General features: G+C 67.9%; 12 protein-coding genes and 1 other RNA gene. 10 read left to right on the forward strand and 3 right to left on the reverse strand.

The window, feature by feature from the left end; all coding sequences use genetic code 11:
- Positions 1-3: 3 nt before the first annotated feature.
- The 8 genes from BC358_RS01715 (at position 4) to BC358_RS01750 (ending at position 18,993) form a co-directional block, all read left to right on the forward strand.
- Complete coding sequence (locus BC358_RS01715) at positions 4-792, forward strand: DUF3025 domain-containing protein (protein ID WP_079364417.1); 789 nt, start codon at positions 4-6, stop codon at positions 790-792.
- On the forward strand, positions 789-2,174 hold the full coding sequence (locus tag BC358_RS01720) for a glutamine synthetase family protein (RefSeq protein ID WP_218669460.1): 1,386 nt from the start codon (positions 789-791) through the stop codon (positions 2,172-2,174). The genes BC358_RS01715 and BC358_RS01720 overlap by 4 nt, the downstream gene beginning before the upstream one ends.
- A gap of 65 nt (positions 2,175-2,239) precedes the next feature.
- Positions 2,240-3,109: a protease HtpX gene (gene htpX / locus BC358_RS01725; protein ID WP_079364418.1), complete on the forward strand. Its 870-nt coding sequence runs from the start codon at positions 2,240-2,242 to the stop codon at positions 3,107-3,109.
- A 471-nt stretch (positions 3,110-3,580) separates the two neighbouring features.
- Positions 3,581-13,042, forward strand: a complete 9,462-nt coding sequence (locus BC358_RS01730) for a DUF4347 domain-containing protein (RefSeq protein WP_179129991.1) — start codon at positions 3,581-3,583, stop codon at positions 13,040-13,042.
- 26 nt (positions 13,043-13,068) lie between these two features.
- The gene (locus tag BC358_RS01735; RefSeq protein WP_079364420.1) at positions 13,069-14,616 is read left to right on the forward strand and encodes a TolC family protein; all 1,548 of its coding nucleotides are present in this window, start codon (positions 13,069-13,071) and stop codon (positions 14,614-14,616) included.
- A gap of 21 nt (positions 14,617-14,637) precedes the next feature.
- Positions 14,638-15,459 (forward strand): efflux RND transporter periplasmic adaptor subunit, encoded by an 822-nt coding sequence (locus BC358_RS01740; RefSeq protein ID WP_241559703.1) that lies wholly within the window; start codon positions 14,638-14,640, stop codon positions 15,457-15,459.
- Between the two features lie 94 nt (positions 15,460-15,553).
- Positions 15,554-16,897: an efflux RND transporter periplasmic adaptor subunit gene (locus BC358_RS01745; RefSeq protein ID WP_079364421.1), complete on the forward strand. Its 1,344-nt coding sequence runs from the start codon at positions 15,554-15,556 to the stop codon at positions 16,895-16,897.
- Positions 16,897-18,993: a site-2 protease family protein gene (locus BC358_RS01750; protein WP_079364422.1), complete on the forward strand. Its 2,097-nt coding sequence runs from the start codon at positions 16,897-16,899 to the stop codon at positions 18,991-18,993. The genes BC358_RS01745 and BC358_RS01750 overlap by 1 nt, the downstream gene beginning before the upstream one ends.
- 17 nt (positions 18,994-19,010) lie before the next feature.
- Here the strand turns inward: BC358_RS01750 and BC358_RS01755 are convergent, their stop codons facing one another.
- Together BC358_RS01755 and BC358_RS01760 are read right to left on the reverse strand one after the other, a co-directional pair.
- Positions 19,011-19,646 carry a glycine zipper 2TM domain-containing protein gene (locus BC358_RS01755; RefSeq protein WP_079364423.1) on the reverse strand — a complete coding sequence of 212 codons (636 nt, stop codon included), beginning with the start codon at positions 19,644-19,646 and terminating at the stop codon, positions 19,011-19,013.
- A 101-nt stretch (positions 19,647-19,747) separates the two neighbouring features.
- On the reverse strand, positions 19,748-21,571 hold the full coding sequence (locus tag BC358_RS01760; protein WP_079364424.1) for an NAD(P)/FAD-dependent oxidoreductase: 1,824 nt from the start codon (positions 21,569-21,571) through the stop codon (positions 19,748-19,750).
- Positions 21,572-21,690: 119 nt separating this feature from the next.
- Between BC358_RS01760 and BC358_RS01765 the strand changes: the two genes are divergently transcribed.
- Both BC358_RS01765 and rnpB read left to right on the forward strand, forming a co-directional pair.
- Positions 21,691-23,067 (forward strand): MATE family efflux transporter, encoded by a 1,377-nt coding sequence (locus tag BC358_RS01765; protein ID WP_079364425.1) that lies wholly within the window; start codon positions 21,691-21,693, stop codon positions 23,065-23,067.
- Positions 23,068-23,099: 32 nt separating this feature from the next.
- Positions 23,100-23,455, forward strand: an RNA gene (gene rnpB / locus BC358_RS01770) — RNase P RNA component class A.
- Positions 23,456-23,460: 5 nt separating this feature from the next.
- Here the strand turns inward: rnpB and BC358_RS01775 are convergent.
- A complete protein-coding gene (locus BC358_RS01775; protein WP_079364426.1) occupies positions 23,461-25,161 on the reverse strand; it encodes an MBL fold metallo-hydrolase in 1,701 nt (566 codons plus the stop codon).
- Positions 25,162-25,175: the final 14 nt, after the last annotated feature.

Below are 25,175 nucleotides of genomic sequence, written 5' to 3' on the forward strand. Positions count from 1 at the left end.
GGCATGTGCGCCGTCGGCAACGCCGTCGCCGGCTGGCCTGCGCCCGACTGGTCACAGCCCTGGAACGCGCCCTTCGCGGCCGACGGGGCGGCGGTGCGTGCAGCCTGTGAGCGGGGCGTTCCGCTGCCGCAGGCGCTGAACCACCACATCGGTACCGCCGGCCCGCGCTTTGTGCCGCAAGCAGAGCTGCCCGAGGGCGTGGCCTACGAGCAGTTCATCTTCGAGACCGGCGCCGTGCCGACGCGCGAGGGCCTGCACGACTTCTTCAATGGCCTGGTCTGGCAACGCTTCCCCGCCACCAAGCGCCTGCTCAACCGCCTGCAGGCGGCACAGATCGCCCAGGCCGGCGTGGGCCAGGTGCGTGGGCCGGTGCGCGACGCGATCACCCTGTTCGACGAAAACGCCGTGCTGCTGCAGGCGCCCGACGCGATCTGGGACGCCCTGATCGCGCGCGAGTGGACCCGGCTCTTTGTGGACCTGCGGTCCCTGTGGGGGCAGACCCGGCTGGTACTGTTCGGCCACGCGCTGACCGAGAAGCTGGTCTCCCCCTACAAGTCCATCACCGGGCATGTCTACCGGGCGCCCGTGCCCCCCGAACTGGGGGACGATGTGGCCGCCTGGGACCGCTGGCTGGCGGCGCGCCTGACCGCGGCCGAGCTGGCGACCAAACCCTTCACCCCGCTGCCCGTGCTGGGGGTGCCGGGCTGGTGGCCGGCGAACCAGGACCCGGCGTTCTACGACGACGCCACCGTGTTCCGGCCGCCCCGAACCGCTTTCGCACCGACGACATGACTTCTTCCGCCTCGCCCTCCTGGTCCCACCTGAACCTCTCGCTGGACGCCGACCGCGCCACCCTGGTCGCCCACTTCCGCGAGACCGGCGTGCGCGACGTCGAGTGCCTGTTCGCCGACGTCACCGGTTACCCGCGCGGCAAGCTGATGCCGGCCGCCAGCTTCGCGGGTGGGACCGAGCTGCGCATCTGCCAGGCCATCCCGATGCAGTGCGTCACGGGCGAGTACAGCTACGACCCCGTGTTCCCCGACAGCGACCCGGACGTGCGCCTGGTGCCGGACCTGGCCACGCTCAAGCGTTCGCCCTGGGCCAGCGTGCCGCGCTACCTGGCGGTGCACGATTGCCTGGAGCTGGATGGCTCGCTGTGCGAGTTCGCGCCGCGCTCGGTGCTGAAGAACGTGGTGGCCCGCTACGCCGCCGCCGACCTGACCCCGGTGGTGGCGCCCGAGATCGAGTTCTACCTGACCGCGGCCATGACCGACCCGGCCCAGCCGCTGGCCTCGCCCACCGGGAAGGGCGGCCGGCCCGAGGTCGGTCAGTCGGCCTTCAGCCTGAACGCGCTCAACGAGCTGGCGCCGTTCTGGGACGCCTTCCACGCCGCCATCGACGGCCTGGGCATCCGCGCCGACACCTGGCTGCACGAGGTGGGCGAGAACCAGTACGAGATCAACCTGCTGCACGGCGACCCGGTGGCGGTGGCCGACCAGGCCTTCCTGTTCAAGACCGCGGCGCGCGAGATCGCGCTGCAGCACGGACTGAACGCGGTGTTCATGGCCAAGCCCATCGCCGGCCAGGCCGGCAGTTCCATGCACCTGCACCAGAGCGTGGTGGACGCGCAGGGCCGCAATGTGTTCAGCCAGGCCGACGGCTCGGCCAGCGAAGCCTTCTTCCACTACATCGGCGGCCTGCAGGCCCACACGCCCGACCTGATGCTGGTCTACGCGCCCACCGTCAACAGCTACCGCCGCTACGTGGCCGGCAGCCAGGCGCCGACCAATGTGCAGTGGGGCCACGACAACCGCACCGCCGGCCTGCGCGTGCCGGTCAGCGGCCCGGCCGCGCGCCGGGTGGAGAACCGCCTGGCCGGCGCCGACGCCAACCCGTATCTGGCGATTGCGGCGACGCTGGCGGCCGGTCTGGCCGGAATCGAAGGGCGGATCGCACCGGCCGAACCGGTGAGCGGCAACGGCTACGACCAGGCGCGCAGCCTGCCGCGAACCTTTGACGGCGCGCTGGATCAGATGTCGCGGAGCCAGACCGCCAGCCGGCTGATGGGCGAGCGTTTCGTGCGCGGCTACCTGGCGGTCAAGACGCTGGAGCACGACCACTACCTGCGAGAGATCAGCGCCTGGGAACGGCGCTACCTGCTGCCCCAGGTCTGAACACATCTTGAAACGGGGTCGACCCACCCCCACTATCATCCGTCCCTCTTTGCCACGGAGCCTTCATGAAACGCATCTTCCTGTTCGTTCTGACCAACTTCGCCGTGATGGCGGTGCTGATGGTCACCTCGCGCATCCTGGGCGTGGACCGCTACCTCACGGCCAACGGCCTGAACATGACCGCACTGGCGGGCTTCTCGCTGATCATGGGTTTCGGCGGCGCGACCATCTCGCTGCTCATGAGCAAGACCATGGCCAAGATGAGCACCGGTGCGCGCGTGATCAACCAGCCGCAGACGGCGGACGAGGCCTGGATCGTGCAGACCGTGCAGAAATTCGCCGAGAAGGCGGGCATCGGCATGCCCGAGGTCGCCATCTACGACGGTGCCCCCAACGCCTTCGCCACCGGCGCCTTCAAGAACTCGGCCCTGGTGGCGGTGTCCACCGGCCTGCTGCAGAGCATGACGCGTGAAGAGGTCGAGGCCGTGATCGGCCACGAGGTGGCCCACGTCGCCAATGGCGACATGGTCACCATGACCCTGATCCAGGGCGTGATGAACACCTTCGTCGTGTTCCTCAGCCGCGTGATCGGCTACGCGGTCGACAGCTTCCTGCGCCGCAGCGACGACCGCGACAGCGGCCCGGGCATCGGCTACATGGTCACCACCATCGTGCTGGACATCGTGCTGGGCTTCGTCGCCGCCATCATCGTGGCCTGGTTCTCGCGCCAGCGCGAGTTCCGCGCCGACGCCGGCGCCGCCCAGCTGATGGGCCGCAAGCAGCCGATGATCAACGCGCTGGCCCGCCTGGGCGGCCTGACCCCCGGCGAACTGCCCAAGACCATGCAGGCCATGGGCATCACCGGCAACCTGGGCAAGCTGTTCTCGACCCATCCGCCGATGGAAGAGCGCATCGCCGCGCTGCAGAAGCTCTGACGCAGAGCTTTTTCTCCAGGGCCCTGGCGACGCACCGCTCTCGCAGGGGCCTTCCCTGGTCCCCTGGCTGTGACATCCGCACGCTTATCCGGTTTTGTTGCGAAGCTTTTTGTGGTCGATTTGCAACGACTGAATATGCGTCTTTGAGGCTGTTGTTGCGTTCCCTGAAGGAAATTCCTCGTTCTCAGAGCCGTTCGTTCTGAAAATCAGACCGTTCGTCTTGTGGCGTTGGGTTTTTTGCTCGTTAATCTTGACGGGCGTGTTGGCTGGGTGATAGCCGAACGCGCGACCTGAGCCTGTGAACTTTGCAGCGATTCAGCGCGGCAAACGAGTAGGCCTTTCGTCTAGAGTGTGGCGTTTTCCTGCGTATCGGTAGGATTTGGGTACATCTCTCGGGCGATAGCTAGGGTCACCATGCGAACAGAAAAGAAAGAAGAAAACAAACTTCGTTTTCGGCCTGCAAGCCAGGCCATGGCGCTGGAGCCGCGGTTGCTGTTTGACGGCGCAGGTGCCGTGGCTGTGGCCGATGTGCTCCCCGATCGGGCCGCGCCCGAACCCAGCCCTCCGCAGCCAAGCGCGCCCGACGCCGCAGCGCCAGAGGTGCAGGGCCAGGCACCCGTCCCCGGCGTTGACGAGCCGCAACCCGCCAACGCCTCCGGGGACACAGACGAAAACGAAGTCCCCACGCCGTCTTCCACCGCGGCTGCGGCAGACGACGAAGGCGGCATCGAAGGTGAGGGCGAAAGCGCGCAAGGCAGCGACGCCGTCGACAACGCGAGCAGTCAGGCCGACGCCGAATCCGACGACGACACCGACCCGCCGGCTCTGGACGCTCCTGAAGAAAGATTCGCCACCCTTGTGGTGGTGGACGCACGTGTGGCCGAGCAAGAGGGCTTCACCCTCGACTTGCCCGCCAATGTCATGGTGCGCGTGGTCGAGCGCGACGAATCCGGTCTCGACGCCATCAGCCGCGAACTCGCCAACGACGCCGGCCGGCAGTACGACACCATTCACATCATCAGCCACGGCACGCCCGGCAGCCTGATGCTGGGCAACGAGGTCATCGGCGGCGGCAGCCTGAGCGAGGCGCAACGCGAGATGCTGCGGGGCTGGGCGCCGTACCTCACCGACGAGGCCGACATCCTGCTTTACGGCTGCGACGTGGCCGCCGACAGCGAAGGCGAGGCCTTTATCACCGAGCTGGCGCACCTGACCGGTGCCGACATCGCCGCCTCGACCGACGCCACCGGCGCGGCCGACAAGGGCGGCGACTGGGACCTGGAGCTGTCCACCGGCGCCATCGAGGCGACGGCGCTCTCGGTGGCGGGTTTCAACAGCCTGCTGACGGCGGCCCCCACGGTGACGATCACAGGGCTGCCGACCGCTGGCGAAGTGCTCATCGGCGAGGACTTCACCTTCACGCTGGCATTCACGAACCCGGGCACGGCACCGAACCCTGACGGCTACGGCCCCTACATCGACCTGTTCCTGCCGCTGGGTGCCGATGGCGACGACGGCGTCACCATCGCCCCCAGCGGCGCCATCACCTACCTGGGCACGCCGGTCAATTACCAGCTGGTCACCATCGGTGCCGGTGGCACGGCAGAACATCCGTATTTCCGCGACAACACCAACCAGCCGGGCGTGATCAATGGCCAACCCGGACAGACGGTGGTCGTGATCGAACTGCCTTTCGGCAGCTACACCAACGGTCAGCCTGAGGCCGAACTGGTGGTCCAGGCCTCGCTGTCCAATCTGGCCGACCGGGGCACCGGCCTGGAGATCGCCGCCCGGGCCGGCTTCCGCTACGGCCACACGCCCACAGCCGACTACGCGACCGACCCCAGCGTGGATGGCGCCCTGGTCACGGCCAGCATCACACCGGTGCTGGTGGAGTACACGCACACGTTCAACGGCCCGGAAGGCGAGACCGCCACGGGCCCGAACTTCCCGCGCGAAATGACCACCACCATCACGGTGGCGGCGGGTCAGACATTGACCGACTACAGCCTTGTGATTGATGTGCCGGGCAACATTGTCGTGACCGGCATCAACGGCGTGACGCTGGGCGCTCCCGTCACGGGAGGCACGTTGTCCCATCCCGTCGGGGACATCAGCGGCACCCAGGCTGTCACCATCCAGTACTACGTGCCCGATGTGGACGCCGCTTCCGCCAACGTGCTGGATCCGGTTTCCGGCTCTGCGGGCACGGTGCAGTTTCAGGTGTCGGGGACCGGCGACTGGGATCCGCTGGATGCACGCGACACAGAGGAAACTGTTGACTACGACCCGGCGGGTGTCGAGCTCCAGCACACGATTCGCTCGCTCGCGGTGCAAAAGGAGGTCGAGAACATCACGCCCGGAGGCCAGAACAGCCCTGGCCAGACGCTGGAGTACACCATCAACTTCCAGGTGTCCGACTACTTCCGCTTCGACGATGTCGTCATCACGGATGTCATCGACGATGGGCATACACCCACGGGCACGCCGACCTTGACCCTGACGCACCAAGGCACGCCGGTGGTCGTCTCCCTGGCCGGCTACTTCACCGATGTCACCGATCCGTCTACCCACAACATCACCCGGACCTTCGACATTTCCGAAGCGCTGAGAAACGCAGGGCTGTCTGGTGACCTGGCCCAAGGCATCCTGACAGGCGGGAAATTCAATGGGACCGATCTGGGCGGGACGTTCGGGGTCATCACCTACACGGCCACCATCGACAACACCTTCGAGTCTCCCGTCGGAGGCGGCGATGCGCAGATCAATCACGGCGACCGCCTGGCCACCTCGGCGGTGATCACCGGGACGGTGGTCCAGGCGAATGGCGATCAGGGCAGTGACGTTCAGGACAGCACAGCCACCGATGTCGAGATCGCCAGCGGAGGCCTGACGCTGGAGATCGTGGGCATCAATGGTGCCGCGAGCGGTGGCAGCGCCGGCATCCGGCCGGGCGACACCGTCACCTACGAGTTGACCTACAACCTAAGCACGGGCGACTTCGAACACCTCAAACTCGACGCCTTTCTGCCCAAGCCGGTGTTCAATGTGGGCGATCCGGGCGCCGATGGCACTTCCAGCGGGTGGGCCCATGGGTCTGTAGGGACATCCGCCACCTATCCGGGGCCGGGGGAATGGGTGCTGATCGATGGGGCAGGCAACGTCATCGACATCAACGGAACAGCCAGCCTGTCGGTTGCGGCGGGTTCGAATGGTCTGAGCTTCGACCTGGGCAGCCGCGAGGACAGCAACAACCTGCCCACCCAGGTGGTGATCCGGTTCACCGTCCGGGTGAACGACTCACCGTTCGCCGACGGCCTCTATCTCACGACACAGGCCGAGGCTTCGGAGAACAACACCCCGGGTGAGTCGGCCACGCACCAGGACAGCATCCAGCTCCAGCTCAATGAGCCGCACCTGGAGATCCGCCACGGTGTCGTCTCCCACATCGATTCCGAAGGGGACAACACCCTGACTGGCACGACCGGAAGCTGGTCCAGTCCGGGCACCACCGGCGCATCTTTTGCGGGCACGATTTCGGACATCAGCGGCATCGACGGCAACATCACTGGCATTGATGCGGGCGACCGCGTGCGTTTCGGCGTGGGTGTCATCAACACCGGTGGCCATGGCGCGTTCGACATCAGCACCAGTGCCATCACCGCGCCATCAGGCTTTGCTTTCACCAATGCCGCTGGCGTCGAGGTGGCGAACCTTGCCGACGCCAACCTCCAGGTGCGGCTGGGCGACGGCACGCTGCTGGTGGCCGGCACGCACTACACCGTCGCGGGCGGAGTCATCACCCTGATCGACGTGGCCGGTAACCCGGCGCTCGCCCCCGGTCGCGCGGGAGATACGCCGACCGCCAACGGCTCCAATGTGCTGGTCATCACGTACGACGCGGTGGCCGTGGCCGGTATAGCTGCTGGTCTGGACACCACATCGACGGTCTCCGTGGCGGACTATTCGAACCGCGACGGCGGTGTGGGTGCAGGCGACGACTTCCTTCCTGGCGCCAACGTGATCTCCGACGACGCCACCGCCGCCACGAAGACGCCCACCGTCAGCATCGTGTTCAAGGACGGCGGCGCTGCTACGAACGACGACTCCAGCGCCGGGCACACCACGGGTGCCAACATGGTCATCGGCGAATCGATGGTCTACGACATCGTGGTGACGCTGCCCGAAGGCACGACGCACGACCTGAACGTCAATGCGCTGGTGCCGCCGGGCATGATGCTGGACACCAGCTACAACGCCGTGGGCTACGAGATCATCACGGTGGCGGGCGCGGGCGCGGGCGCGGGCGGCAGCGGTGCGCTGGCGAACAACTTCGCCGGTACCGTGGGGCTGACGACGGCCTCTCTCGGCGGTGGTGTGGTCGGCGCCGACCCGCGTTTCTCCTTCGGCGACGTCACCACAACGGGCAACAACGCCACGGGTGACAACAGTTTCGTCATCCGCGTGCGTGTGATCGTGGCCAACACCAACGATGGTGCCAACGACAACCAGAGCGGCACCACGCGCACCATGGGCACCCGCCTGAGTTACGACGAAGCGGGTCTCAATACCAATTCCACGGTCGTAGGCACCGGGACGCCAACCATCACGGTGGTCGAGCCGCAGCTGACCGTTGTTAAGGCGGTGGACACCGACCTCGACGGCGACTACGACGACGCGGAGCCCGGGATCGATGCGGGTGACGAGGTGAGGTATCGCACGACCATTTCCAACCCCGTTGGCGGCGTGAACGCCTTTGACCTGAAGTTCACCGATCCCTATACGGGCTATGTGAATCTGGATCACAGCAGCCTGACCGTGATGCACTCGACACTGGGTGACGTGTCTGACAGGTTCGAGTGGAATGGCTATGAGCTGAGGATCAGCGACGGCGCGAACCTGGATCTGGCCGCTGGTGAAAGCATCGTCATTGCGGTGACCGGTGTGACCGCGCCCGGGGTGGCGGGCGTCTCCTCCTTCGACGAGGGCGATGCCTATGTGTACTGGAGCAGCATCGACAGCACCAGCAACGCAGCTGGCGTGCGTGACGCGAATGAGCGCGACGGCAGTGACGGGGAAAGCGCCTCCAGTCTGCTGAACAACTATGTGAGCCACGATCGCGCGCAGGTGAACGTGAACAGCGTCTACGAACTCAGCCGCGTGGGCGGGCTGGCGGACACGGCAGCGCCGGCGGTGGACACGGCAGTGGATGCGCAGGACGTGGCGGTGGGCGAGATCGTGCGTTTCCGTCTGGTGATGCGCGTGCCCGAGGGCAACGTCAACAATCTGAACATCACACCCAACCTGCCTGCGGGCTACGAACTCCTGGACACCGGTGCCACCTGGGCGCTGGTGGGCAATGACGCCGGATTCAACGTGAATGGCTCTGGCGCCAGCAACGTTGTCAATGGCAACTCCGCAGGCTACATCGAGAACTCTCTCAACAGCGGCAACACACCGGGTGCTGCCGGTCGCCCCGGTACATCCATCAGCCACACGGGCGGTGTGTTTGTGCTGGGCAACATCGAGAACCTTGACCGCGATGCCGACGGTGAGTACCTGATCCTCGAATTCAACGCGGTGGTGCGCAACGTGGCAGGCAACACGGCCGGGACGGACCTCGTGACCACCGTCACCGTTCGCAGCGGCACCACCGAGTTGGGCGAAACCAACGAAACCACAGACAACGTGGTCGAGCCGCAGATCAGCGCTATCACCAAGGATGTGGTCGATACCGCGGCGGGTGCGCAGGGCGCCACCTCCACCATCACGGTGCGCAATGCGTTCAACACGGGCAGCACGGATGCGGCGCCGGCTTACGACGTGGTGCTGACGGACGACTTTCCGAGCGGCGAGAGCGGCTCCTACGTGTTTGAGCGCCTGGTGGTGGGCGGCACGGCCTACACATCGGCCGACACGGCTGCGGCCGCTGCTGCAGGCATCACATGGACAGTGGGCGCCACGGGCGTCAGTGTCAACTTCGACCGGCTGGCCCCAGGGACAAGCGTCGAGTTGCGCTATACGGTGGAGGTTCCCACCAACGCGGAACAGTCGGCCACGGCGCCGACCAATGCCACGGTGACCTGGAGCAGCCTGCCGGACGGTGCTGGCACCATCTCGAGCACGGGCTTCGCGGGCTCGACGGTAGGTACGGATGCCTCGGCCAGCGGCGAGCGCGACGGCAGCGGCACGGCACCCAACACCTATACCCGCAGCGATCCGGCCGGCTACGGCACCATCAGCGGAGTCTTGTGGGACGACACCAACGACCGCGACGGCGCCATCGATGCGGGTGAAATCCGTCTGGCCAACCAGACCGTGGAGCTGCGCTGGGCCGGAGCGGACGGCATCTTCGGCAACGCCGACGACCGAGTGATGACCACCACCACGAACGCGAGCGGCGAGTACAGCTTCGGCGCCTTGCCTGGAACAGGGCTGGTGTCGGGCAATTACCGCATCACCGCGCCGGCCACTGTCACGCTGACCATTCCGGGCGGTGCGATTGCCGACGACACGGATGCCTTGTCGCCTCGGTGGGATGCCGACGCTGGCACGCTGGGCACCATCAGCGTGACATTGGGAGAAGGCACCACCTCGGTCAACCGCAACGTGGGCTATCTGCAGGTCAACGACGCGCCGGTGGTCACCATCACCAACGGCTCGGTCACTTTCGTCGAGGGCGTGGACCGCACCGGCAGCGATCCGCTCGGGGAAGACCGCGACGTGCTGGGTGCACCGGTGAACCTGGGCCCGGTGACCATCACGGACCCCGAACTGCACCGCGACCCAGGCCAGTTGGACAACTTCAGTGGCACCACGCTGACCATCGGCCGCAGCAACGCCACCAATGATGGGTTCAACGCCGCCAGCGAGGATGTGCTGGGCTTCAACGATCCGGCCCTGGTGTCCGGCAGCAACCTCGTGGTGGGCGGCAGCACGGTTGGCAGCTTCACCAACGTGGGTGGGCAACTGGTGATCACCTTCAACGCCAGTGCCGACGCCGCCGCGATCAACACCGTGGCCAGCGCCATCTCCTACGCCAACCGCTCCGATACGCCTCCGGCCAATGTCACGCTGCGCTTCCGCTTCGATGATGCAAACGACAACAGCAAGCAGGGCAGCGGCGGGGCGCTCACGGGGGATGCCACCATCGTCGTCAACATCACGGCGCAGAACGATCCGCCGGATGCCACGAACAACGCCAACAGCGTGACCGAGTCCGACGGCCAGCCCACCCCTGGCGCCAGCGTCTCGGGCAACTTGCGCAACGACAACGACGGCGGCAACGGCGTGGACAGCGACCCTGAGACCGCGCTGGCCGATCTGGTCATCACCGAGATCGGGCCTGTCGGAGGGACGACGGAACCCATCCCGGCTGGCGGCGTCACCGTGAACGGCCAGTACGGTGCGCTCACCATCCATCCCGATGGCAGCTACACCTACGTGCTCAATGAAAGTCACCCGGACGTCAACAGCCTGGGCACTGGCAACACGCTGACCGATGTATTCGACTACACCCTCGCCGATGCGGATGGCCTGACCGACTCGGCCGCGCTGACCATCACCATCAATGGACGCACGGACGGTGGCGGCGCCACGCCACCCACCATCGGCCCCGAGGACGAGAACGGGACCGACGACCCCGCCGACCCATCGACGCAGGGGCAGAACTCGGTGTACGAAGCTGGCCTGGGTGATGCTGGCGACGACCGTGAATCCACCACTGGCGACATCGTGGTGGCTGCGCCCGACGGCATCCGGTCGGTGACGGTCGGAGGAACCGCCTTCACTTACGCCGAACTGCAAGACATCAGCGATGGTGTTCTGACGCCAGTGAGCATCGACACGGGCGAAGGCACGCTGGTCATCACGGGTATCCGCGGTGTGCAGGGTCCGACCGGTGCGCCCACCCAGTTGGTGATCGAGTACGAATACACGCTCAAGGACCCGGTGGCGCACTCGGGCCCGTATACCGATGACATCGCCCTTCAGGTCACAGACAACAAGCCCACGCCGCAGACGGCCAGCGGCACACTGACCATTGCCATCATCAACGACCTGCCCGCCGCCACCGACGACACCAACAGCGTGACCGAAGGCAATACGGTGACAGGCGACGTGCTTGGCAACGACGATTCCGGTGCCGATGGCTGGACGGGCAGCGGGAACGGAGTGGTCGGCGTGGTGGCCGGCGACAACGGCGGCGCGCCGACAGCGGGCGGCACGGGTACGGCCATCACCGGAACCTACGGCACCCTGACGCTCAACCCCGACGGCAGCTACACCTACGTGGCCAATGCCGGCATCACGGTGTCCAACCCGGTGGACGTGTTCACCTACACCGCGCGCGATGCCGACGGTGACGAAACTACGGCCACGCTGACCATCGACCTCAACAACATCCCGGACCCGGTGGCCTCTCTGCCGCCACAGGTGGGTGTTGATGCCGACGGTGGCATCAACATCCCCACGTCCGGTGGATTTGTCGACATCGACGGCGATCCGCTCACCTACACGGCCACTGACCTGCCGCCGGGCCTGACGATTGACCCGAACTCGGGCGTAATCACCGGCACGCTGGACAACAGCGCCTCGCAGGGCGGCAACACGGGTACGCCTGGCGTGTACGAGGTGACGGTGATGGTCACCGACCCGCACGGCCAGACCGCGTCGCAGACCTTCACCTACACGGTGACCAACCCGGCCCCGGTGGCGCGCGACGACACCCGCACCACACGCGAGGACACGCCGGTCAGCGGCAACGTGATCGGCAACGGTGGCCGTGGCGACGTGGCCGACAGCGACCCCGATGGCGACGACCTCACGGTGACGGAGATCGTCGTCAACGGCCGCACCTACACCTTCGGGCCGGGCACGCCGTCGCACACCATCACCTTGAACGAGGGCCGGCTGGTGTTCAGGGAGGACGGCAACTACACCTTCACGCCCAGGCCCGACTGGAACGGCCGCGTGCCGCCGGTGACCTACACCATCAGCGACGGCGAGGGCGGCACCGCCACGGCGGTGCTGCGCATCACCGTCACGCCGGTGCCCGACATCGTGCCTGACACGTCCACCACCGAGCGCGACACGCCGGTGCGGATTCCGGTGCTGGACAACGACGACTTCGAGGGCAGGAACCCCAGGGTCACGGGCACGACGCCGCCGGCCAATGGCACGGTGACGATCAACCCCGACGGCAGCATCACCTATATGCCGAACCCGGGCTTTGTCGGTACCGACACCTTCACCTACACGGTGACCAGCGGCGGTGTGACCGAGACCACCACCGTGACGGTGCAGGTGCTGCCGGGCACGCAGGACGGGCTGCCGCCCGACCGCTCGGAGGGATCGACGGGGCCTGGCCTGCGGCCGGGGCCGTACTTCCCCGATCCGTGGGGGCCTGGCCTGCCGCAGGTCGGCCTTTCCTTCGAGTCGGTCACCTATGTGCGCGACGCCGTGGTGGCGTCGCAAAACGAGCGCGCGCTGGGCGGTGATGCCCGCGCCACCAGCCGCATCGACCTGGCGCAGCCGTACGACAGCGGTGTGCGCGTGCCGGGCATGGACTTGGGCATGGACCCGGCGTTGTTCGTGCAACAGGCGGTGCGCGACTCGCAGCGTCTGGCCGACTTCATGAACAGCCTGGTGCAAGGCCGCCTGAGCCGGGTGTCGCTCGGCGCCGACCACGATCTGGCGACGCCCGAGCTGTACCAGCCCGATGCCGACCGTTTGGTCCCTCAACCGGCGTCACAGGAGAAGGGCGATGCGGCCAGGCCGACGCCCGAGCCGCAGAAGACCTCGGAGGTCGATGCCGAGGTCGAGGAAGCAGCCGCTGCCGCGATGCCTGCCCAGGCTATGCGCATGGCGCCATCTTTCACCGATCAGTTGAGGAATGGGACGGGGCGCCTGCCCATGTCCACCGCACGAGTTTGAGAACCAGTCTGAAAAGAATCATTGAAATGACCACCCCGAACACCAACCCATCGCTTCGTTTCGCCGCTCATTTCCTGGCCCGCCCGCGCATGCTTGCGCTCTCGGCGGCCCTGTTTCTGGCCGGCTGCGGCTCGCTGGCGCCGGTGCCCTACGAGGCGAACGAGATCCGTGACCGCGCCGAGCAGGACCGGGTGCAGATGTACGCCGACCAAGAGCCGATCGCGGCGCCGCTGAGCTTCCACGAGGCCGCCGCGCGCGCGCTCAAGTACAACCTGGACTACCGCCTCAAGCTGATGGAAAGCGCGCTCTCGCGCAGCCTGCACGACGTGTCCTCACACGAGATGCTGCCGCGCCTGGTGGCCGGTGCCGGTTATGTGTCCCGCAACAACGACTCGGGTGGTAGTTCCATCGGCATCATTGACCGCGAGGAGTCGCTGCGTCCGTCCACCTCGCAGGAGCGCGAGCGCACGCTGGCTAACCTGAACTTCTCGTGGAACGCGCTGGACTTCGGCGTCTCGTACTACCGCGCGCAGCAGAAGGCCGATCAGGTGCTGATGGCCGAGGAGCGCCGCCGCAAGGTGGTGCAGAACGTGCTGCAGGACGTGCGCAACAGCTACTGGCGCGCCCTGGGCGCGCAAAAGCTCATCGGCCGTGTGGACGACCTGCTGGCGCGCGTGAACACGGCTCTGGCCAATGCCAAGGAAGTCGAGGCCAAGGGCCTGATGCCCCGCGCCCAGGTGCTGTCGTACCAGCGCGCGCTGCTCGACGCGGTCAGCCTGCTGACCCTGCGCCGCCAGGATCTTGAACTGGCCCGCGCCGAGCTCAACGCCCTGATGTCGGTGGCGCCGGGTACTGCCATCACCCTGGTCGACGAAAAAGAGTTCGCGCTGCCCGCGGTGCCGGGCAACATCGAGGCGCTGGAAACAATGGCGATGGAGAAGCGCCCCGAGATCATGGAGGAGTGGTACCGCAAGCGCGTGACCGAGAACGACATCAAAGCCGCCAAGGCCATGCTGTGGCCCAACATCAGCATCGACCTCGGTCCGCAGTACGACTCCAACCGCTTCAACTACAACAGCTCGTGGGTGGATGCGGGTGTTCGCGTGTCTTGGAACATCCTGCGACTGGCGCAGCTTCCCGCGCTCAAGCGTGCACACGAGCACCAGAACAAAGCGGACGACATGCGCCGCATGGCGCTGTCGATGGCGGTGCTGACCCAGGTGCGCGTGGGCGTGCAGCGCTACGGCCTGTCGCTGGCCGAACTGAAGTTCGCCGAAGAAAGCCTGCGCGTGGACCAGAGCCTGTACGACTACGCCAAGGCGGCGTCTCAGAGCAAGTTCGAGTCGGAGCTGGAGGTGATCCGTTCGGAAGCGCGTGCGCTGCTGGCCGAGTACCAGCGCTATGTGGCCTATTCCAATGCACAGGCGGCCTGGGGGCGGGTGTACAACTCGGTCGGGCTGGACGTGCTGCCCGAGGCCATTGACAGCCACGACGTGAAGACCCTGGCCACCGCGCTGGAAAAAACCATGTCCCAGTGGCAGGGGCAGGTGTTCAAGACGGCCGCGGCCCGGTAAGAGGTGGGCGCCGTGATGTGCATGAGCCTTGAGTCGCCGGTTCGCTGGCCAGCGCTGATCCTGTGTTCCCTGATGGCGCCGGCCGTGGTGCTGGCGCAGTCGCCGGTGCCACCGGCGGGCGGCGCGTCCCGGGTGGCGCAGCCGGCACCGGCTGCGCCCGCGCCGGTCTCGGTGGCCGAGGACCCGAACGCCATCCGGGTGCTGCTGAGCCCGGATGTCGAGACCACCCTGGTGTCCCAGACGGTGGGCCAGATCTCGCAGCTGCAGGCGCAGCTGGGCGCCCGGGTTACCAAGGGCGCGACCATTGTCCGCTTCGACTGCCGTGAGGCGCAGGCCCGCCTGCGCATGGCGCAGGCCGAGAACGGTTCGGCGCGCGAGACCCTGACCGTCAAGCAGGACCTGCGCAAGCTCAATGCGGCGGGGGACATGGAGGTCTCGCTGGCGGCTTCGGAGGTCGAGAAGACCCAGGCCGCGGTCGAGGTGTCCCGCGCCCAGCTGGCGCATTGCTCGGTGGCGGCACCGTTCACAGGCCGCATCGTCCGGGTGCACGTCAAGCCGTTTCAGGGCGTGAACGTGGGCGCGCCGCTGCTCGAGATGGTGAGCGACGGGCCGCTGAAGATCCGCCTGAACGTGCCGTCGCGCTGGCTGCGCCTGCTCAAGCAGGGCACGCCGTTCGAGGTGGCCATCAACGAGACCGGAAAAGCCTATATGGCCAAGGTCACGGCGATCAACGCACGGGTCGATTCGGTGGCACAGACCATCGAGCTGGAAGCGCGCATGGACAAGGCCCACCCAGAGCTGCTGGCAGGCATGAGCGGCGTGGCCCGGTTCGATCTGAAGTGAAACGCCTCTCTGCAACGCCGAGTGGTCTCGTCCCGCTCTGGCCCGCCTTCGGCTCCTGGAGGAAGAACGGCAATGACACTGGGTGGAGGCGCCTATGGCATTGAGCCTCGAGTTGACGGCCCTGGCCGAAGGCCTGGAGGCCCGCGCACGCGCGGCCGAAAGCGTGGCCGAGCTGGGCATCAGTATGGCGAACGACAGCTTCTCCGCGCTGCCCTACCGCCAGGCCCTGGTGTTCGATGCGAACGACCGCCTGCTGACGGTGTCCGGGCTGGCTCGGCCCACCGAGGACAGCCCGTACCTGATCTGGTTGCGCCAGGCCTGGCCCTGGCTGCGCCTGCGCGTCGCCGGCGAGGCCGCGTGGATCTCGCCCACTGCCGAAGAATTGGCAGATGCACCGCCCGCACTGGCCGATGGCTGGAGCGCATGGTGGCCCGCCGGGGCCTATGTGCTGCCCCTGGCACGCCGCGGCGGCGAGCCGCTGGGCGCGGCCTGTTTCCTGCTGGACCAGCCTCCGGCTCCGGAAGTGGCACAGCTGCTGGCCCGGGTGGCCAGGACCTGGGCCTATGCCTGGGAGATGATGGCCGGCAAGGCCCGCCCAAGCCTGCGCGAGCGCTGGGCGCGTCTGGACAAGACCCGGCGGCGCCTGCTGGTCGGGGCGCTGTGCCTGTTGCTGCTGCTGCCGGTGCGCCAGACTGCGCTGGCACCGGCCGAGGTGGTGCCGGTGGATGCCATGGAGATCACCGCTGCCATCGACGGCGTGGTGAGCACCATCCATGTGAGCCCCAACCAGGCGGTGAAGGCCGGCGATCGCCTGTTCTCGCTGGACGACACCACGCTGCGCAACCGGCTGGAGGTGGCGCGCCAGTCGGTGGCGGTGGCCGACGCAGAGCTGGCATCCGCCAGCCAGATGGCCTTCCACGACAGCGCCAGCAAGGCCGAGCTGACCATCCTGACCGGCCGTGCCCAGGAGCGGCGCGCCGAGTTGGCGGCGGTGCAGGCCCAACTGGCCCGGATGGAGGCCACCGCGCCGTACGACGGCATCGCCGTGTTCGCCGACCCTGACCAGTGGCGTGGTCGCCCGGTGGCCACGGGCGAGCGCATCATGCTGCTGGCCAATCCGGAAAAACCGGGCATGCTGATCCATCTGCCGGTCTCGGACGCCATCGCGCTGGACGAGGGTGCCCCGGTCAAGCTGTTCCTGACCGTCAAGCCCCTGTCACCCCTGTCGGGACAGATCACCGAGACCAGCTACCAGGCCGTGCTGTCGCCCGATGGGGTGGCGAGCTACCGGCTGCGTGCCGACATTGCCGGCGACGACGTCGGGCAGGCCCGGCTCGGCCTCCGGGGCACGGCCAAGCTCCATGGCGACTGGGTGGTGCTGGGCTATTACCTGTTCCGTCGCCCGCTGGCCACTTTGCGTGAGTGGAGCGGCTGGTGATGCAGCCCGCTTCCGCCGCGACGCAGGCCCTGCGGCAGGATCTGCGCCTGTACGAGACCGCCCCGGCCAGGGATGGCGCGCCGTTCTGGGCCATCCAGGACCCGGTGCTCAACCGCTTCTACCGCATCGGCTGGCTGGAGTATGAGTGCCTGCTGCGCTGGCCCGGTGACCCTGCCCAGATCGCCGCCGACATCGCTTCGACCACACCGCTGGCGGTGGATGTGGCCCAGGTGGAGGAATTCGCACGTTTCCTGGAGCAGCACCAGTTGCTCATGGCGTCGGGCGCCGCACTTCAGCGCATGGTGCAGAAGGCCCGCGAACCCGGTTGGCGGGACTGGCGCTGGTGGCTGCATCACTATTTGTTCATCCGGGTACCGCTGGTGCGCCCGGAGCGTTTCCTCGTGCGGCTGGCGCGTGCGCTCGATCCGCTGTTCTCGATGCCGGCGTTGCTGGCGCTGCTGCTGGCCAGCCTGCTGGGCATGGTGCTGGTGGCTCGCCAGTGGGACAGCTTCGCGCACAGCGTGATGGACATCCTGACGCCCAGCGGCATCACCGGCTTCCTGATCGCGCTGGTCGTCTCCAAGACATTGCATGAACTGGGACATGCGCTGGTAGCGACCCGTCTCGGCGTGCGCGTGGCGCACATGGGCGTGGCCTTGCTCGTGATGTGGCCCATGCTCTACACGGATACGGGCGAGTCCTGGCGGCTGCGTTCAAACAGGCAGCGGTTGGCGATCTCGGTGGCCGGCGTCGGCGTGGAAATGGGGTTGGCGGGCCTGGCCACGCTGGCCTGGGCGCTGCTCGACGACGGCTCGCTTCGGCAAGCCGCGCTCTACCTGGCGACCACCGGCTGGGTGCTGTCGGTGGCGCTCAACGTCAGCCCGTTCATGCGCTTCGACGGCTACTTCATCCTGTCGGACCTGCTGGACTTTCCCAACCTGCACGAGCGTGCGGGGGCGCACGCCAAGACCTGGCTGCGGCGCCAGGTGCTGGGGGTGGGCGACGCGTATCCCGAGCACCTGCCGCCGCGGGCCCGGCGCGCCCTGGTGGTGTTCGCGCTCGTGACCTGGTGCTATCGCGCGGTGGTGTTCCTGGGCATCGCCTGGGCGGTGTACGCGTTCTTCTTCAAGGCGCTGGGCATCTTTCTCATGCTGGTGGAGCTGACCTGGTTCCTCGCCAAGCCGGTGTGGTCCGAGCTGAAGGTCTGGCGCGAGCGGTGGCGCGAGGTCCGGCGGCCGCGCCGGTCGGGTCTGCTGGCGCTGCTCCTGCTGGCAGGCGGCCTGCTGCTGTTTCCCTGGCGTTTCGACGTGACCGCCGGTGGTGTGGCGCACGCGCAGCGTCAGCAGTTCGTGTTCGCGCCGTTGCCGACCCAGCTGGCCGAGCTGCATCCGGCCGGACGGGTGGAGGCGGGAGCCGTGCTGGCGCGCTTCGAGTCGCCGGACCTGGCAGCCCGCGAACAGCTCGCGCAGGCCTCGGTCGACGCGCTGGAGCGGCGCCTGGCCGGTCTTCTAGAGATCAGTGGCGGGCGGGAGAAGGCACTGGCCACCGAACAGCGCCTGCAGGAACAGCTGGCCGAGCTGCGGGCCGTGCGTGAAGAGGCCGGGCGACTGCGCATCACCGCGGAGTTCGGCGGCCAGTGGCGAGATGTGGACTGGCTGCGGCGTCCCGGCACGTGGGTGGGCGTCAAGGTCCCGCTGGGGGTGCTGACCGACACCGATGGCTGGCTGGTGGACGCCTATGTCGGGGAGCGCGAGGTGCACCGGATCGCGTCCGGCGCGCAGGCGAGCTTTCTGCCCGAAGGCGGCTTGCGGGCGCTGAATGCCGAGGTGATTGCGGTAGATTCGACCCGCGTGCGGCGACTGGCCCATCCCATGCTGGACAGCCGCCACGGCGGCGGATTCTCCACCCTGGCGGACGACCAGCAGGGCACCGCCCCCAGCGAAGCGCTGTACCGTGTCCGCCTGCGGCTGCACGAGGCGCCCCCACAGGGCAAAGAACTGCGCGGGCAGGCCCGTATCGAGGGCGGAGCGCGCAGTCTGGTCTGGGATGGCCTCAGGAGCGCGCTGGCCGTGCTGGTCCGCGAGAGCGGATTCTGAAGCGGGCTGCCGGGGGCTCAGCGATAGTAGCGGTCCCACTGCTCGTCGTCGCGGTCGCGCCAGTGGCGGTTGTCGTGGCGGTAGGGGCGCTGACCGCCGATGCGCACCACCTCCGGCGCGCTCGAGGCCTGCGGGCGGTAGCTGGGGCCGTAGGCCGGTGCGGCGCCCACCGGCATCACGCTGACCGGCACCCAGCGGCCCGGGTCCTGCGGCATCTGGGTGGTGTAGCGGCGGCCCGCGTACTCGTAGACCACGTTGTAGGCCACGACCTGGTTTTCCATCACGTTCTGCGTGCTGCACTCCTGCACCGTGCGGGTGTGCGACTGCCCCTTGCCTTCGATCTTGTTGCCCAGGATGGCACCACCGAACAGGCCGATGGCGGTGGCGGCGGCGCGGCCGTTGCCGTCACCGATGGCGTTGCCCATGGCACCGCCAGCGATGGCACCCATGATGGCGCCGGCACCGGAGGTGCGGGCCGGTTCGCGCACGGTCACGTTCTGGCAGACCTGCTGCGGCACGGCGACCTGCTGGATCACCGGGGTGCTGCTGAGCACGCGGCCTCGTTCGTCCTGCGCCTGTGCGGCGCTGGCGCCGGCGAGGGCCATCACGCCGGTCAGGACGGGGATCAGGAGGGAACGGGGGGAGGAGTTCATGGAGGTCTCCGTGTGTTGAAGGAGCCTCCACTGTGCGGGGCCTGTGTCAAGCCGCCCCGCACCCGGTGTAAAGCTGGCGAGCCAGTTGTAACCAGCGGTGTTCAGAGGCCGAGAACGGCCTTGCTCACCGCCTCGGCTACCTTGATACCGTCCACCCCGGCCGACAGGATGCCGCCCGCGTAACCCGCGCCCTCGCCGGCCGGGTAGAGGCCGCGTGTGTTCAGGCTCTGGAGGTCCTCGCCGCGGGTGATGCGCAGCGGCGAGCTGGTGCGGGTCTCGACGCCGGTGAGCATGGCGTCGGGCATGTCGTAGCCCTTGATCTTGCGACCGAACACCGGCAGCGCCTCGCGCATGGCCTCAATCGCAAAGCCGGGCAGGGCGGGCGCCAGGTCGCCCAGCTTCACGCCCGGCTTGTACGACGGCAGCACCTCGCCAAAAGCGGTCGACGGTGTGCCGGCCAGGAAGTCGCCGACCTTCTGGCCCGGCGCCTCGTAGCTCTGCCCGCCCAGCTCGAAGGCCCGGGCCTCCAGCTGGCGCTGCAGCACGATGCCGGCCAGCGGGTGGGTCTGGCCTTTGGCGGCCAGCGCCTCGGCTTCTTTCGCATAGCGCGGGCCGTCGGCCTCGCCGAAAGCGGCGGTCCACAGCGGCGCGTCCTGCGGGAAGCGGGTCGGGTAGTCGGCCAGGTCGATGCCCACCACCATGCCGGCGTTGGCGTTGCGCTCGTTGCGCGAGTACTGGCTCATGCCGTTGGTGACGACGCGGCCGGGCTCGCTGGTGGCCGCCACCACGGTGCCGCCCGGGCACATGCAGAAGCTGTAGACCGCGCGGCCGTTCTTCGCGTGGTGCACCAGCTTGTAGTCGGCCGCGCCCAGCAGCGGATGGCCGGCGTGGCGGCCCCAGCGCGCGCGGTCGATCACGCTCTGCGGGTGCTCGATGCGGAAGCCCACCGAGAATGGCTTGGCTTCGAGGTAGACGCCCGCGTCGTGCAGCATCGCGAAGGTGTCGCGCGAACTGTGCCCCGGCGCGAACACGGCGTGGCGTGTGGGCAGCTCCATGGCGTCGCCCGTGTCGAGCCGCAGCACGCGCAGGGCGGTGAGCCGCTGCTGGCCATCGCCGGCCGGCGCCAGCACCACGCCCGTGACCTGGTGCTGGAAGCGGATTTCGCCGCCCAGCGCCACGATCTTCTCGCGCATGGCCTCGACCACCTTGACCAGCTTGAAGGTGCCGATGTGCGGGTGCGCCTGGTAGAGAATCTCGGTCGGCGCGCCGGCGTCGACGAACTCCTGCATCACCTTGCGACCCAGGAAGCGCGGGTCCTTGATCTGGCTGTAGAGCTTGCCGTCGGAGAACAGGCCCGCGCCGCCCTCGCCGTACTGCACGTTGCTCTGCGGGTTCAGCACCTTCTTGCGCCACAGGCCCCAGGTGTCCTTGGTGCGCTCGCGCACCGGCTTGCCGCGCTCCAGCACGATGGGTTTGAAACCCATCTGCGCCAGTGCCAGCGCGGTGAACAGGCCGCAGGGGCCCAGGCCGATCACCACCGGCCGGTCGGCCTCGTCGGCGGGCCAGCCGGCCGGTGCATGGCCGGGCGGGTGCCAGGCCATGTCAGGCGTGGGCAGGATGTGCGGGTTCTTCTCGTGCCGGGCCAGCAGCTGCGGTTCCAGCGACGGGTCGGCCAGCGCCACGTCCACGATGTAGACCGCCAGCAGGTCGGCCTTGCGCGCGTCGAAGCTGCGCTTGAACACCGACAGCGTGGCGATGGCCTCGGGCGCCACCTGCAGCGCCTGGGCGGCCAGGCGGGTGAGGGCGGCCACCGGATGCGGCGGCGGCACGCGGTCTTCGTCGGTTTCGGTGGGGGCGTCGGCGGCGCGGCGGTGCTCGGCGGGCACCTCGGCCAGAGGCAGTTTGAGTTCGGCGATGCGGATCATGATCTCGTGGGGCTTGTGTTCATCAAGCAGCGAAGGCCGTTATTGTCGCTGGGCGCCCAACCAGAAACGCTGTCACCAAATTTACCCGGATAAAATAATTTACCCGGATAAAATAAACCATGTCCCAGACTTTCGACCCCTCCCATCCGCCGCGCACCAAACCCCTGTGGCGCATCTACCTGCTGTTCCTCGTGCCCATGGTGCTGTCGAACATCCTGCAGGGCCTCTCCGGCACGCTCAACGGCATATACATCGGCCAGATGCTGGGCACCCACGCGCTGGCGGCCGTCTCGGGCATGTTCCCGATCGTGTTCTTCTTCATCTCGCTGATCATCGGCCTGGGCGCCGGTGCGTCGGTGCTGATCGGCCAGGCCTGGGGCGCGCGTGAGCCGCACAAGGTAAAGGCCATCGCCGGTACCGCGATCACCCTGGGCGCGGTGATCGGCCTGATGGCCGCGGTGGCGGGCACGGTGTTCGCGCGCGAGGCCATGGTGGCGCTGGGCACACCGGCCGACGTGCTGGACGACGCGGTGTCCTACGCCCGCATGATGATGCTGTTCATGCCGCTGCTGCTGGTGTTCATCCTGCTCACCCAGCTGCTGCGCGGTGTCAGCGACACCGTTTCGCCGCTGCTGGCGCTGCTGATGTCCACCACCATCGGGCTGGCGCTCACGCCGCTGCTGATCAAGGGCTGGATCGGCCTGCCGCCGCTGGGCATCCGCAGCGCGGCGCTGGCCGGCTTTGTCTCGACCGCGGCCGCGCTGGCCTTCCTGGGGTTGCGGCTGCATCGCCTGGGCCACGTGCTGGCGCCCGACCGCGAGCTGCTGCACGCGCTGAAGCTGGACCGGGCCATCCTGGGCAAGGTCATGCGCATCGGCCTGCCCACGGGCCTGCAGATGGTGGTGATCTCGCTGTCGGAGCTGGTGATCCTGGCGCTGGTCAACGGCCACGGCTCGCAGGCCACGGCGGCCTACGGCGCGGTGACGCAGATCGTGAACTACGTGCAGTTCCCGGCGCTCTCCATCGCCATCACCGCGTCCATCCTGGCGGCGCAGACCATCGGCGCGGGGCGCATCGAGCGCCTGACGCCGATCCTCAAGACCGGGCTGGGCCTGAACGCCGCGCTCACCGGCGGGCTGGTGCTGCTGGGCTATGCCGTCTCCGGCTGGGCGCTGGGCCTGTTCCTCACGCAGGACAGCGTGCATGCGCAGGCCCAGCACCTGCTGCACCTGATGCTCTGGAGCATCCTGGTGTTCGGCTTCCAGGCGGTGATCGGTGGCGTGATGCGCGCCAGCGGCGACGTGCTGGTGCCGATGGCGATCTCGGTGTTCTGCATCCTGGGCGTGCAGCTGCCGGTGGCCTATCTGCTGGACGCGCGCCTCGGTCTGGAAGGCATCTGGATCGCGTTCCCCGTGGCCTATGTGACCATGCTGGTGCTGCAGAGCGCGTACTACCAGGGCGTGTGGCGGCACCGCAAGATCCGCAAGCTGGTCTGACCGGGCGGGGACTACGGGATAATGCCGCCCGTGGAGCGCGCCAGACCGCCGCTGGCACGAGACCCGAAAGGGTGTGCTGGAGGAACGTCCGGACTGCACAGGACAGCGTAGGAGGTAACACCTCTCCACCGACAAGTCGCAAGACCCTAAGGTGAGGATCAGAGCAACAGAGACGAGTCCGGTGGGAGTGCCGCAAGGCAGACCAGCCGGGGTGAAACGGGCAATCTCTACGCGCAGCAATACCAAATAGGCCAGCGTTGATGTGGTTCCGCGGAGCTGGCGGGTAGGTAGCACCGAGCCGGGTGGGCGACCCCCGGCCCAGAGGAATGGCGGTCACATCCGGGGCAACCCGGATGCACAGAATCCGGCTTATCGGCGCGCTTCACACTTAATTCAGACGTTGAACCCACCCATGCTCTGGATGTGTTCGACGTGCGCCAGCATGGAGCGCTTGGCCACCGGCCACAGCCGTTCGGGCACGTCGTCGTAGGCGATCTTCACCCAGTCGTCGATGCTGCCGTCGGGAATGGCCTGCATGGCGCGGGCCACCTTGGCTTCGCGCGCCAGCCGGTGCGCCTTCAGATGGGCGATGGCGGCGCGCGCGCCGCCGCGTTCGGGCGCGCCGGGGTTGTCACCGCTGCGCGGGTGGTCGCCCAGCACATACCCGTGCGCCGGCAGGATGAAGTGGACACCGTGCTGCTCGCACAGCTGGTCGAGTTTGTCCAGCGAATCGAGGTAGGTGCCCATGTTGCCGTCGGGCGGATCGATGACGGTGGTGCTGCCGTTGAGGATGTGGTCGCCGCTGAACAGCAGGCCGTCTTCCTCCAGCAGCAGGCACAGGTGGTTGGCCGCATGGCCGGGGGTGTGCACCACCTGCAGGGTGTGTGCTGTGCCGTCGGGGGCGCTCAGCACCAGGCGCTCGCCGTCGGCCAGGGTGCGCTCGGGGGTGAAGCGGCTGTTTTCGCGCGACGTGGGCGCGCTGGGCAGGCCGAGGATGGGCGGCCTGGCCCGACCGGCGTTGGCGCACAGCGCCTGCAGCCGGGGCGCGCCAGGCGAGTGGTCGGGGTGCGAGTGGGTGCAGACGATGGCCCGGATGTCGCCGCCCGCCGCGCGCCACAGCCGTTCGATGTGCGCCGGTTCGTCCGGGCCCGGGTCGATCACGATGTGGCCGGTGGTCGGGTCGCCGACGATGTAGCTGTTGGTGCCCGGCCCGGTCATGAAACCCGGGTTGGGCGCGGTGAGCCGCTGCACGTTCCTGAGCAGCGGCACCGGACGCTCGGTCTGCCAAGCCAGCTCGTGCACGATCTGCCCGTCCGGGCACACCAGCGCCAGCTCGCCATAGGGCATCTCGTGCTCCATGTGCCGCGATTCGTGGCCGTTCATCAGCCCCGCGCGCGGGCAGCTGGTGAACAGCGGCTCGTCGTTGACCGCGCAGGCCTTGAGCACATCGTCCACCGAGGCATAGGTCTGCAGGCGCTCCAGCGTGCGGATGGTCGGGAAGATGATGAAGAACTGGCCCGCGGCATGGCGCGCCAGCGCGTCGGCCGGGCGCACCCAGAGCGGTTCGAACTGCTCGGACTCGTCGGCCACCGGTTCCTGCCCCTCGGGCATGCGCGCCACGAGGAAGGGCACATCGAAGCGGCGCGGCAGGTCGCGGTCGGTGACCCAGTGCGCCAGCACGAAGACCTCGCCTCCCGAAAGCGTCAGGCCCTGCGCGGCGCACTGTGCGGCGAACGGGGCCTTTCGGTCCAGCGCGGCGATCTGTGCCGTGTCCAGGTGCGAGCCATCGGCGTGTCGCGCGAGCAGGATGCCCAGCTCTTCGAAGCTCTCGCGGATGGCGGCGATGGCCTGCGTCAGGTGCCAGTCGCTTTGCGTGGCGCGGCGCGTGGAATGGCCGTGTGCCTGGGCATCGGCGGCGTCGATGCCGCCGCCGGGGAAGACGTAGGCGCCGGGCGCGAAGCTCGCGGTCATCGAGCGGCGTGTCATCAGCACTTCGATGCCCTGAGGCGCATCGCGCAACAGCAGGACGGTGGCGGCGGGGCGCACCGGGGCGGGTGCGCGCTGGGGGTGGAGCAGTTGGGTGGGGCGGACCATGCATCCATTGTGCG

The sequence above is a fragment of the Hydrogenophaga sp. H7 genome (assembly GCF_002025745.1).
In the GTDB taxonomy this organism is placed as follows: domain Bacteria; phylum Pseudomonadota; class Gammaproteobacteria; order Burkholderiales; family Burkholderiaceae_C; genus Hydrogenophaga; species Hydrogenophaga pseudoflava.